10 protein-coding genes are annotated in these 13,453 nt (G+C 38.8%); 9 read left to right on the forward strand and 1 reads right to left on the reverse strand.

Going from position 1 to position 13,453, the window contains the following annotated elements; genetic code table 11:
- The 8 genes from AC1W31_RS10230 to AC1W31_RS10265 all read left to right on the forward strand — a co-directional run.
- A partial coding sequence (locus tag AC1W31_RS10230; protein WP_481734375.1) for a DUF4301 family protein occupies positions 1 to 135 on the forward strand: 135 nt, incomplete at its 5' end.
- 162 nt (positions 136 to 297) lie between these two features.
- Positions 298 to 1,473, forward strand: coding sequence for a glycoside hydrolase family 88 protein (locus AC1W31_RS10235; protein ID WP_481734340.1), 1,176 nt, complete (start codon positions 298 to 300; stop codon positions 1,471 to 1,473).
- A 257-nt stretch (positions 1,474 to 1,730) separates the two neighbouring features.
- The gene (locus tag AC1W31_RS10240; RefSeq protein ID WP_481734341.1) at positions 1,731 to 5,105 is read left to right on the forward strand and encodes a ThuA domain-containing protein; all 3,375 of its coding nucleotides are present in this window, start codon (positions 1,731 to 1,733) and stop codon (positions 5,103 to 5,105) included.
- Positions 5,106 to 5,569: 464 nt separating this feature from the next.
- The gene (locus AC1W31_RS10245) at positions 5,570 to 6,388 is read left to right on the forward strand and encodes an SDR family NAD(P)-dependent oxidoreductase (protein ID WP_481734342.1); all 819 of its coding nucleotides are present in this window, start codon (positions 5,570 to 5,572) and stop codon (positions 6,386 to 6,388) included.
- Positions 6,389 to 6,511: 123 nt separating this feature from the next.
- Entirely contained in the window at positions 6,512 to 7,525 is a 1,014-nt protein-coding gene (locus AC1W31_RS10250) for a zinc-binding alcohol dehydrogenase family protein (protein WP_481734343.1), read from the forward strand.
- Between the two features lie 12 nt (positions 7,526 to 7,537).
- The gene (locus AC1W31_RS10255) at positions 7,538 to 8,440 is read left to right on the forward strand and encodes a helix-turn-helix domain-containing protein (RefSeq protein WP_481734344.1); all 903 of its coding nucleotides are present in this window, start codon (positions 7,538 to 7,540) and stop codon (positions 8,438 to 8,440) included.
- 183 nt (positions 8,441 to 8,623) lie between these two features.
- Positions 8,624 to 9,535, forward strand: a complete 912-nt coding sequence (locus AC1W31_RS10260) for an NmrA family NAD(P)-binding protein (RefSeq protein WP_481734345.1) — start codon at positions 8,624 to 8,626, stop codon at positions 9,533 to 9,535.
- Positions 9,536 to 9,647: 112 nt separating this feature from the next.
- Entirely contained in the window at positions 9,648 to 10,415 is a 768-nt protein-coding gene (locus tag AC1W31_RS10265) for a sulfite exporter TauE/SafE family protein (protein ID WP_481734346.1), read from the forward strand.
- A gap of 98 nt (positions 10,416 to 10,513) precedes the next feature.
- Here the strand turns inward: AC1W31_RS10265 and AC1W31_RS10270 are convergent, their stop codons facing one another.
- On the reverse strand, positions 10,514 to 11,635 hold the full coding sequence (locus tag AC1W31_RS10270; protein WP_481734347.1) for a trans-sulfuration enzyme family protein: 1,122 nt from the start codon (positions 11,633 to 11,635) through the stop codon (positions 10,514 to 10,516).
- A gap of 336 nt (positions 11,636 to 11,971) precedes the next feature.
- On the opposite strand from AC1W31_RS10270, the gene AC1W31_RS10275 reads away from it, so the two are divergent.
- Positions 11,972 to 13,420, forward strand: coding sequence for a Gfo/Idh/MocA family protein (locus tag AC1W31_RS10275; protein WP_481734348.1), 1,449 nt, complete (start codon positions 11,972 to 11,974; stop codon positions 13,418 to 13,420).
- Positions 13,421 to 13,453 lie beyond the last annotated feature (33 nt).

Consider the following 13,453-nt stretch of genomic DNA (forward strand, 5'->3'; position numbering starts at 1 on the left):
TTAAAAGCCCAAGAACTTCCAGGACTTTGGAATGGCTCGATGGCAAATTGGAATACCATTTTTGTGGAAGTTCCATTGATTACTTTCAATCCTGTGAAAACGGTAAATGATTTATTGAGAGAGGAACATCAGTAGGCCGTTTTGAGTAAATGAAATTACGTTTTCTCAAATTATCGACTTCAACGACGGCATCGCTCAGAGCGGTGCCGTCGTTATTTTATACCTTGAAAGTAAAAAAAAGAACGAAATGTCTTTCGTATTTAAACAATCAAATATTATCTCATAACAACATTTAACATGAAAAAACTCGCCATTATATTGCTCTTTTCTTTGACTTTCAATGCTTTAAGCCAGTCAAAGATTGATGTTAAAAAAGAATTTGCCTTTGCTGCTCAACAGTATCAAGGAATGTTAAAATCGCATCAAGATATTACCAAAACGCCCCAATCAACAAATCCCGACGGTTCGCCAAGAGATATGCCAACGGAATGGTGGTGCAGTGGATTTTTTGGCGGTTCGTTGTGGTATTTATTTGAAGAAACCAAAGACCCACAATGGAAAGCCGCAGCGGAAAAATGGACGATGGCAATTCAAAAAGAGCAATACAATACGGGGACGCACGACTTGGGTTTTATGTTATATTGTCCGTTCGGAAATGAATTACGCCTAACCAAAAATCCAGCATATAAAAATATTATGCTGACAGGAGCGAAGTCTTTAGCGACACGTTTCGACCCAAAAGTGGGTGTTATTAAATCTTGGAATAAATTTCAATCCTTTGATTATCCCGTAATTATCGACAACATGATGAACTTAGAATTTTTATTCTGGGCGGCTCGTGAATCTGGCAATAAAGAGTTTTATAATATCTGTCTTTCGCACGCTGACAGTACATTAAAACATCATTTCAGACCTAATGGAAGTTCTTATCATGTAATTTGTTACGACAAAGACGGAACTATTTTGAGAAAAAAAACCGCTCAAGGTTACGCCGATTATTCTGCTTGGGCGAGAGGTCAAGCGTGGGCATTATACGGTTACACGGTGATGTATCGTGAAACAAAACAGAAGAAATATTTAAAGCAAGCCCACCAAATTGCGAGTTATATTCTCAACAATCCAAATTTACCGAAAGACAAAATTCCGTATTGGGACTATAACGCACCGAATATTCCAAATGAAGAACGTGATGCTTCGGCAGGGGCAATTGCGGCTTCGGCTTTGTTAGAATTATCAACTATGCCGGGAGCAAATGGAAAAGGATATTACAAAGCGGCAGAAACAATGTTGCAGAGCCTTTCTTCGCCCGCCTACAAAGCAAAATTGGGCGAAAATAATAACTTTATTTTGATGCACTCGGTTGGTTCAAAACCAGCAAAATCAGAAGTTAATGTGCCTTTGGTGTATGCGGATTATTATTATTTAGAAGCACTTTTGAGATATCAAGTCTTGAATAAAAAGGGTAAAATATAATTTTAAAATTATATTTTAAAATTGCCAACTTTGCACAAAGTTGGCAATTTTATTTTTGAGCTTACCCGCTTATGAATACTGTTATAAATTTCATTTCCCCACCCCTTCCATACAAAGTCTGATAATAATTTGGCTACAATAAATTAACTTTATTCTATAATTTACTGTTAATTTTATACATTAATTTTCATCGAAATATTTACACTTTTCTAATATTTCTGTGTATTTACAAATTCACCCAACAAAATACTTCCTTTATGAAACGTATATTATCGGCATTGTTAACCCTCTTGACTGTGGGAATTACAATGCTTCATGCTCAAACCGCCAATCCTTTGCAGGGAAAGAAGGTGTTGATTTTCTCCAAAACCGCTGGCTATCGTCATAGTTCCATTCCATTTTGTACCAAAGCCATTCAAGACATGGGTAAAGCCCATGGTTTTGAGGTGGATACGACAGAAAATGCCGCCAATTTCAACGAAGAAAATCTAAAAAAATACAAAGTCGTTGTTTTCAATAGTACCACAGGAAATGTATTAACCGAACCACAACAAATCGCTTTTGAAAGATATATTCAAGCGGGCGGTGGTTTTTTGGGCGTTCACGCTGCTTCGGATACGGAATATGATTGGCCGTGGTACGGAAAATTAGTGGGTGGTTATTTTAATGGACACCCCGGCAAAAACGTATCGAATGTGCAAAACGGTAAATTTATCATCAAAGACCGCACGCATATTTCTACCAATTTTATGCCTGAAACCTTAGAGCATACGGATGAATTTTACAGTTTTAAAAATTTTAATCCTGATGTAAAAGTATTATTTACGGTAGATGAAAATTCGTTTAAAGAAGGCAAAATGGGCGATTTTCACCCAATGGCTTGGTACCATGAATTTGATGGTGGACGGGCATTTTATTCCAATTGGGGACATACCAATGAGACTTTTTCGGAAGAAATTGCTTTGAAACACTTCTGGGGTGGACTTCAATGGGCTGCCGCTGGCTCAGCTTTGGATTATTCAAAAGTGAAAAGTGCTTTGCCTCCCGAAGAAAACCGTTATATCCGTACTATTTTAACGGATAAATTGGACGAACCAACTGAATTAGCCGTTTTAGACAATGGGAAGGTACTTTTCACCGAACGCAAAGGTTTGATGAAAATGTATGATCCAAAGAAAAAATCAGTTAAAGTAGTCGCTGATTTGAATGTTTTTACGGGAAATGAATACGGTTTGATGGGCTTGAATATTGACCCAAAATACAACCAAAATCATTGGATTTATGCGTATTATTCGCCCGCTCGTGGTTTGCCTGATACCTTGCAACACCTTTCAAGATTTGTGTATGATGAGGTAAAAGATACGCTCGTGATGAGTTCTGAAAAAGTGGTTTTGCGGGTACCCGTGAAGCGTACTGGTTGTTGCCATACGGGCGGTTCAATTGATTGGGATGCCCAAGGAAATCTTTATCTTTCAACGGGAGATGATACCAATCCGTTTGACTCGCAAGGATTTTCTCCGAGTGATGGAAGCCCCGGACGCTCAGGTTGGGATGCTCGTTACACGTCTTCAAATACGAACGATTTGAGAGGTAAAATCTTGAGAATTAAGCCACAAGATGATGGAACTTATACGATTCCAGAAGGAAATTTATTCCCGAAAGGAACAGCATCTGCTCGTCCAGAAATTTATGTGATGGGCAACAGAAACCCGTACCGTATTTCGGTAGATAAAAGAACGGGCTTTTTATATTGGGGTGAAGTGGGCCCCGATGCAGGTGAAAATTCTGACAAATACGGTCCTCGTGGACACGATGAAATGAATCAAGCTCGTAAAGCGGGTTATTTTGGATGGCCACTTTTTGTAGGAGATAACAAGGCCTACAACCAAAGAGATTTCAAAAAAGATAGCACTTGGGCGAAATTTGACCCATTGCACCCCATCAATGATTCGCCGCACAATACAGGTTTGCGTGAATTACCACCCGCTCAAAAAGCATTTATTTACTATCCTTACAAAGAATCGCCAGAGTTTGGGGAAATTGTAGGCAAAGGCGGACGTAATGCGATGGGTGGTCCTGTGTATTATTCGGGAGATTTTGAAGGTAATTCAAAAGTGAAATTTCCTACGTATCTCGACGGTAAATTCTTCGCTTACGACTGGATGCGTGATTGGATAAATATAGTGTCGATGAAACCAAACGGAGATTTTATTTCAATGGAGCGTTTTATGCCAAATACCGCTTTTAGTCACCCAATGGATATGACATTTGCCAAAGATGGTTCGTTGTATATGTTGGAATACGGTCAGAATTGGTTTGCTCAAAATGACGAAGCTCGTTTGTCTCGCATTACTTTCAACGCAGGAAATCGCACGCCAGTTGTGGTTGCAAATGCCGATAAAAAAGCGGGTTCTGTGCCTTTGAAAGTGAATTTCTCTTCGGCAGGAACGATGGATTATGACGGTGATAATTTGAAATATGAATGGACATTTGCCAAAGGGGTAACCAAAAGTAATTTGCAAAATCCAACGTTTACTTTCGTGAAAGCAGGCGTTTATAACCCAACGTTGAAAGTAACTGATATTTCAGGAAATGTAACTGAACAAACGATAGAAATCAAAGTAGGAAATGACGTTCCGAAGGTAGATTTAGCGATAAAAGGCAACAAAACTTTCTACTGGAATGACAATAAAATTGCTTATGAAGTGAAGGTTTCGGACAAAGAAGATGGTTCGTTGGAAAACAAGAAAATCAAAGATGAAGACGTTTTGGTAAACATTGATTATTTGGAAGGTTACGACAAAACAATCATCGCACAGGGACACCAAGCTAATTTGAGTGCCTCGTCTGGAAAACGCTTAATTGAGCTTTCTGACTGTAAATCTTGCCACTCGATTGATAAAAAATCAATTGGACCAAATTACAAAGACGTTGCTCAAAAATACAAAGGCAAGTTTATGATTGAAGGTAAATTGTCGGATAAAATCATCAAAGGTGGTGGTGGCGTTTGGGGCGAACAACCAATGGCGGCTCACCCGCAATTAACCAAAGCCGAAGCAACCGAAATGGTAAAATACATTTTGTCGTTGGCGGATGATAAAAAAGCGAGCAACCCAATCAAAGGCGAATATGTGACGAAAGACAACGGCAAAGCAGGCACGTATATTTTCTCGGCGAGTTATACCGACAAAGGAGCGATGAAAATGGCTTCGCAAACGGCTTCAAAATCGTTGACCTTGAGAAGTGCAACCATGAAAGCCAACAGCTACGATACCCAAAAAGAAACCACGAAATACAAAATTGAAGGTTTGGGCGAAGTGGTCATTGCCTCGGCAGATAAGGGTTATGTTTCTTATAATGACATCGACTTGACAAATATTGGAGCATTTTCAGTAATGGCAACTGCCGCTGACGAACGCACCGCAGGCGGAAACGTAGAAATCCGTTTAGACTCGCCAACGGGACAATTATTAGGTTCGGCACAAGTGGGAAAAGGAGCGCCAAAACCGATTAAAATTCCCATTACGGCTTCGACAGGTTTTCATAATTTATTCTTAGTTTTCACGAACTCAGAAGCGAAAGGAAAACCACTTTTTGCGGTGATGGATATTACGGCTGAGAAAGGAAAGTAATTTTTAGAGAATTGATAAACGCCTCTTCTGAATGAGAATTTGGGAGGGGCGTTTTTTTTAATAACTTATTCTAATTTTTGTATTGTTTTAAAATTAAATTTTTCTCAAAATACCTCCGTTGTTATCTGTGTCTTCACAGACAAATCAATGTCCTAAAGTTTGGTTGTCTGCAAAGGCACAGACAACAAGAATAGACATTTTTAAAACACCTCCAATCGCCGCTTCTCTGTCCGTGGTCGGTGTCCCACCGAACATCGTGCGAAAGCAATTGGACGAATAAATTTCAATTTATAACCAATTGATAATCAAAGCAAGAATACCTTTCAACCGCCTCTTCTGAATTTCATTCAAAAGAGGCGGTTTTGTTTATCCGTCATTTTGTATCATACCTTCTGATATTTGTATAAGTCGGAGGAGGAAGCTGTCTTGTAATTTTGTGTCATTCAATTTAACAAATAAAAACAATGACAAAGACGATATTAATTACAGGTGCTTCTCGTGGATTCGGGAAAATTTGGGCAAAGGCATTTTTACAACGGGGTGATAAAGTGGTTGCTACCGCTCGTAATCTACAAGATTTAGAAGATTTAGTGCAAGAATTTGGGAATCAGATTTTTCCGCTTCAATTAGACGTAACCAATCGTGAGCAATCTTTTGAGGTAGTGGCTAAGGCTCATGCGCAGTTTGGTAAAATAGACGTGCTTATCAATAATGCGGGTTATGGTTTATTCGGAGCGGTTGAGGAAGCCTCTGAACAAGAAGCCAGACAACAAATGGAAGTAAATTTCTTTGGGTTGCTTTGGGTTACGCAGGCGGTTTTACCTTTCATGCGTGAACAAAAAAGCGGGCATATTATTCAAGTAAGTAGTGTTTTAGGATTGTTTACCTTGCCAACTTTAGGACTTTACAATGCTTCGAAATTTGCCGTAGAAGGTTTAACCGAAACTTTAGCGGCTGAAGTAAAAGGACTTGGAATCAACGTTTCATTGATTGAACCAAATGGCTACGAAACCGATTGGGCGGGTTCATCGGCCTCTCAATCTGAAAGTATTGGAGCGTATGATGGCGTAAAAGCGGCCTTTAGAAGTGGTTATAATCCAGATGATTATGGTGTTCCAGCAGCTACTACCGAAGCGGTTTTGGCATTAATTGATGCTCCAGAACCTCCACTTCGCCTTTTCTTAGGTAAAATTGGTCTTCCAAACGTAAAAGCAGTTTATGAACAACGTCTCGCTACTTGGGATGCTTGGAAAGAAGTTAGTCTTAAAGCTCACGGTAAATAACTGAACATATCTTTCTGAAAAATCGTTGAGATTTAGGTAGGGTTATTAGAATTAATCCTGAAATTAACTCTTGGGAAGGTTGCAACCCTCCCAAGAGTTTCTGAATAAAAAACATCATAGAAAATGAAAGCAATTGGATTTAAAACATCACTTCCTATCACAGAGGAAAACAGTTTTATTGAATTTGAAACGGGCAAACCCACGCCTGTTAATCAGGAATTATTAGTAAAAATCAAGGCTGTTTCGGTAAATCCCGTTGATTTTAAAATTCGGCAAAATTCGGTGAAAGATACGGTTTTAGAACAACCCAAAATCATTGGTTGGGATGCCGTTGGTGTGGTGGAAGCGGTGGGTGAAAAGGTTTCATTATTCAACATTGGTGATGAAGTATTTTACGCAGGTGACATTACCAAACAAGGCTCTAATGCTGAATATCAAGTAATTGACGAAAGAATTGTTGGGAAAAAACCTAAAACTTTGACGAACGAAGCCTCGGCGGCAATGCCTTTAACGGCTTTAACAGCTTGGGAAATATTGTTTGATAGAATGCGAATCAGTTCCGAAAAAGATAAAGGCAAAACGCTTTTAATCATTGGCGGAGCGGGTGGCGTTGGTTCAATTGCCATTCAATTAGCGAAAAAATTGCTTGGTTTAAAGGTAATTGCTACGGCTTCTCGTCCAGAAACCATTGCTTGGTGTAAGCAAATGGGAGCGGATATTGTGGTGAATCACAAGGATTTAGTGAATGAAGTTCGCAATCAAGGAATTCAATTTGTTGATTTTATCGTTGATTTCGTAGATGCCAATTATTACTGGGACAGCATGGCGGAATTGATTAAACCGCAAGGACATATTGCTTCAATTACGGGAAGTGCAGTGCCAGTTTTGTTGAATAAATTGAAGACAAAAAGCGTTACGTTTTCTTGGGAATTGATGTACACTCGTTCAACATTTCAAACCGAAGATATGATTGAGCAACACCATATTTTGAATAAAATTGCCGATTTATTGGACGAAGAAGTATTGGTTAATACTTTACAAGAAACCTTAGAAGGATTAACGGCAGATAATTTCAAACTCGCTCACACGAAGTTAGAATCAGGTAAAACGATTGGTAAAATAGCCATCAAATTTTAACATTGAAAAGACATGAATCATTTTAAAAGTATTTCCGATTTACATAAAAATAATGGTTATCCACCACCCGAACACCCAATGTTGAGCGTTTTGACTTGTCAAGAACTGACCACTTGTTCGTGGGGAGGAAGTAAGTTTACGACTGATTTTTACATGATTTCGCTCAAGAAAATCAAATCAGGAACTTTTATGTACGGTAAAACTCGGTACGACCACGAAAATGGTTCGATGTCTTTCGTAAAACCTCGCCAAGTTGTAGAAATCAACAATGTAGAATTATCAGAAAAAGCCTTTGTGATTTTCGTGCATGAGGATTATTTATCGGGAAATCCACTGCATAACGAAATCAAAAAGTACGGTTATTTTGATTATGAAATCAACGAAGCTTTGCATTTATCGCCCGCTGAAGAGCAAATTATGTGGGAATTATACGATAAGATAGCGTTGGAATACCGAGGAAATCAAGATGAATTTAGCAAAGATATTATTCTCACGCATTTTGATTCAATTCTGAAATACGCCCAACGATTTTATAAGCGACAATTTATTAATCGAACCGTTTTGGCGGGTTCAATGGTTTCTAAGTTTAACGATGCCTTGAATAATTATTTTGAAGAAGGAAAATTGCAAAAAGAAGGCTTACCAACGGTTACGGTGATGGCTTCTCAATTAAATACTTCGGCTCGATATTTAAGCGATTTATTGAAACAAGAAACGGGCAAAACCGCTTTAGACCATATTCATATTTACTTAATTGATGAGGCAAAAAACTTATTATTGAGTTCCGATAACACCATTGCTGAAACTGCTTACCAATTAGGTTTTGAAAATCCGCCTTATTTTACGAGATTATTCAAAAAAGAAGTAGGTATCACGCCGAATGAATATAGATTTAAGTCGATGAATTTGAATTAGTTTGGTAGATATTTTATACAAAGCCCACACATTTTCGCTTTGGTCTGTAGGTTTAACTTCTTTTCCCACTCTACTTTTACATTCTCAGCATTTGTTGGTCAAATTTATAAAGCCCTTGAACAAACAGTTTGAGGGCTTTATAGTTTAAATAGTGCAATGAATACGTTTTAAAAATGCTTTGGAATGAACAAAATAATATTGGTAGCAGGAGCTACGGGCAATTTGGGCTACAAAATAGTGACCGCTTTACTCGGAGAGGGAGTGGAAATTCGAGTAATAGTTCGCCAAGAAACTACTCAAGAAAAAATAGCTCAACTTGAACAAAAAGGCGTAAAAATATTCATGGTTGATATGAACAATAAAGGCGAAATCGTCAATGCTTGTAGAGATGTATATTGTGTAGTTTCTGCCCTTTCTGGACTACGAGACGTTATTATTGATACGCAGAAAATCCTTTTAGATGCTGCCATTGAGGCTAAAGTTCCACGGTTCATTCCCAGTGATTACTCGCTTGATTTCACCAATTTAGTGGACGGAAAAAACAGGAATTTAGATTTAAGAAGAGAGTTTCACGCCTATTTGAATAACGCTCCCATAGAAGTAACCACTATTTTCAATGGTGCGTTTATGGATTTACTTACTGCCGAAATGCCTCTTATTTTATTCAAACTGAAAAGGATTTTGTATTGGGGAAATCCAAACATAAAAATGGATTTAACCACCACATACAACGTGGCTGAATTTACCGCTCATGTGGCTTTGGATGAAAATACGCCTCGATACTTACGAATTGCGGGTGATAGTGTTAATGCCCCTGATGTACAAAAAATCATGTCTGAAATAACGGGTTTGGAATTTGGATTTTTGAGACCTGGAGGAATCGGGCTAATTAATGCCATTATAAAAGTGGGTAGATTTTTTGGTAAAAATAGTACAGAACTTTATCCTGTATGGCAAGGAATGCAATATATGCGAGATATGATGGAAGGACGGGCAGAAAGGAATTCTCATGCCAACGACCGCTATAAAAATATTCATTGGACATCCGTTAGAGAATTTCTTATTCAAGAAAATGTGAAAGGTAAGTATGTTTAATATCAGAATAATTGAAAAAGAATCCTCTGAATATGTTTATTCGGAGGATTCTTTTTTAGTTTTGTAGGTTAACAATAATTAATAAACAAAAATCACAGCCCACCAATTATTCATGGATTATAATTTACTTCTTATGTGCTGTGCGGCTCTTTTGGCGGGTTTTGTCGATTCTATTGTGGGCGGCGGAGGCTTGGTGCAAGTGCCTGCTTTGTTCATTTTATTTCCTCATTTTGAAATTCCACGCATCATTGGCACCAACCGTTTTTCGTCTTTTATGGGAACAGCCGTAGCGGGTTATCAATATTCAAAGAAGGTGGAGATTCCTTGGCGAACCGTTATTTATGCGGGCATCGGAGCGGGTGTAATGGCATTTTTAGGCGCAAAAATTTCGGATATTGTGGATGAAAAAATCTTAAAACCTGTCATACTCGTTTTAATGACTGCTATTGCGATTTATACTTTCAAAAAGAAAGATTTAGGTCAAGATGAAAAACTAAAATTTGAACTCGCCAAAGTGCCGCTTTATGGCTTAATGATTGGCTCATCGGCAGGTTTTTATAATGGTTTCGTCGGACCAGGAACGGGTAGTTTATTGGTTTTTGGCTTCGTGAGCTTGATTGGTTACGGTTTTTTGAAGGCTTCTGCCATCTCTAAAATCGTAAATGTAATTGCTGATGTATGTTCTTTAGGTTATTTTATCGTTGAAGGTTATGTGCAGTACGAAATTGCAATACCGATGATGATTTGTAATATGATTGGTTCATTTTTTGGCAGTAAAATGGCTATTTTGAAAGGAAATGAATTTGTGAGAAACTTCTTTTTAGTCGTAATTTTTGCCTTGATTTTGAGATTTGGATGGGATATTATATCAAAATATTAGACCACAGATTTGACGGATTCAGCAGATTTACACAGATTTTATATAAAATAATCTGTGTAAATCCGTTAAATCTGTACAATCCGTGGTCTAATATCAACCTACCCCAAAGCCACTTTCCAATCCTCAATCAAATCCTCGATATCTTCTATCCCCATCGAAATTCTAAGTAAGTTTTCGGGCGTTGGACTATCCGCACTTTCTACTGATTTGCGGTGTTCAATCAAACTTTCCACGCCGCCCAAACTCGTTGCCGTTGTGAACAGTTTTAGTCTGCCCGTCAGGGCCATCGCATTTTTGGCATCGCCTTTTATTTGTACCGACAACATTCCACCAAAACCACCCGTCATTTGTTTTTTAGCGATTTCGTGTTGCGGATGAGAAGGCAATCCTGGATAATGAACCGCTTCAATTTGTGGGTGATTGCTTAAATATTCCGCCAGTTTCATGGCATTTGCCGTTTGGGCTTTTACTCGTAACGGCAAGGTTTTTATCCCTCTCGAAATCAACCAACAATCAAAAGGCGAAGGAACCGCTCCTGTCAATTTCTGAATGGTAGCTATTTTTGTGGACAATCCTCCTACTTCTTTAAAAATCAACGCTCCACTCAAAATATCACTGTGTCCGCCAAAATATTTGGTTGTCGAGTGCATTATTACGTCAACACCCAAGTCAAAACAGCGTTGCATAATGGGTGTTGCCCACGTATTATCCACCGCAACCAATGCCCCAAATGAATGAGCCAAATCGGCAACGGCTTGAATATCAGTAATTTTCAATTGTGGATTTGAAGGCGTTTCTACCCATAATAATTTCGTATTTGGCTGAATTGCCTTCTTAATTTCTTCCAAATCCGTCATGTCAACCTTTGTCAAGGTCAATCCCCATTGCCCAAAAACTTCTTCCACCAATACACTCGAAGCATAATAATGGTCGTCGGGCATAATGATATGGTCGCCCGATTTTAGGGACTGAAATAATGCCGTAGTGGCCGCCATTCCCGAAGAAAAAGCTAAAGCAACCGCACCGTTTTCAATCACCGCCAAACTTTTTTCTAAGGCTTGTCGATTGGGATTACTCGCCCGTGAATAAACGTGTTCGTGATTGTACGAGCCGTCTGCTTCACGTTCAAAAGTGGTGGAAAGATAAATGGGAGCAACGACCGCACCTGCATTGGCATCGTGCGAGAGCGTTGTTTGTATGGCAAGTGTTTCGATTTTCATGGCGTAAAATTAGGGAAAAGAAATTATCAAATTGACACCAAATCAATCAAAATAAAAATCCATCTTTTCGTGGGTAGATTTGGAGAAAATATAAATTTTCAAATATAAAATTACAAAGTAAAAATACGATTAAATCATTACAGAATCATACATAGATTTCTTTGTAATCATGTATATTTACAAAAATAAGTTTCTATCGACAATTAGTGAGGAGCAATCGGCATTATGTTACAGATAATTACTGATTTTTAGGTAATTACTTGCATTTCAAGCCAATAGCCCTTACAAAATATCAATGGTTGCCCTGATAATTACATATAAATAACCATCAACAAAATGATTGAAAAAGACAATTCAAGAAGAGATTTTATTAAGAAAGCTTCGCTGATTGCAGGTAGTTTTTATATTGTTCCCCGTCATGTATTGGGTGGAAAGGGTTTTATTGCTCCTTCCGATAAACTCAATATTGCTTCCGTGGGTGTGGGTGGAAAAGGTTGGACGGATTTGAACGGAGCGTGGAACAACGGAAGCGAAAATATCATGGCCATTTGTGATGTTGATGATAGAAGCCTTGAACAAGCCATAAAAAAGTTTCCGAATGCCAAAGTTTACAAGGATTTTCGTACGATGTTGGAACAGGAAAAAGGCATTGATGCCATCACTGTAAGTACACCCGACCATACACATTATGTGGTAGCAATGGCGGCAATGCAAGCAGGAAAGCACGTTTATGTACAAAAACCCTTGGCTCATAATTTATACGAAGTTCGTAAAATGACGGAGGCAGCGGTCAGTAATAAAGTAGTAACCCAGATGGGAAATCAAGGTGGTTCGGGAGATGGCGTTCGTCGTTTTACAGAATGGTATCAAGCAGGCTTAATTGGGGAAGTAAACCGTGTGCATGCTTGGACAAACCGGCCAGTTTGGCCACAAGGAATTCCAACACCAACCAATAAAATGGACGTTCCTAAAGAATTGGATTGGGATTTATGGTTAGGGCCCGCCAAATATCGTGACTATAATTCAGCATATCACCCTTTCGACTGGCGTGGTTGGGTAGATTTCGGAACGGGAGCTTTGGGTGACATGGGTTGTCACATGTTCGACCCTCCTTATAAAGCTTTAGGTTTAGGTTATCCATCGGAAGTTGAATGTAGCATGACCAACGCTTGGGCGGGTAAATTTAAAGAAGGTTATTATCCAGAAAGTTTCCCCGTAGCTTCGATGGTGAATTTAAAATTCCCTCGTGCGGGCAAAGCCGACCTTAAATTGACTTGGTACGACGGCGGCATGATGCCAGAACGTCCAGATGAAATTCCATCGGATATAAAAATGGGAGATAGCAGTGGTGGCGTATTGATGGTCGGAACGAAAGGCGTAATCACTTGTGGCGTTTATGGCAGTAATCCTATGCTTTTTCCCGAAGATAAACTCAAAGAAGCGGGTGAAAAATTACCAATAACTATTCCCAGAGTAGTTGGAGCGGATAAAGAAGGGCATTATCAACAATGGTTGCAAGCTTGTAAGGATGGCTACGGCAAACACAAACCTTTGAGTTCTTCGTTCGATTATGCAGGGCCAATGACTGAAACTGTGATCATGGGTAATTTAGCGATTCGCAGTTACATGGTTCGCACTGAGAAGAAAACGCCAGTTTGGATTGAAAAATATGATTATCCAGGACGCAAGAAATTACTTTGGGATGGTAAAAATATGAAAATTACCAATTTCGACGAAGCCAATGCCTTTGTAAAACCTGAGTATCGTGAAGGGTGGACTTTGTAAATAACTTTAGCTTTGAGCGATCAGCTTTGAGCG

The organism is Arcicella sp. (assembly GCF_964672035.1).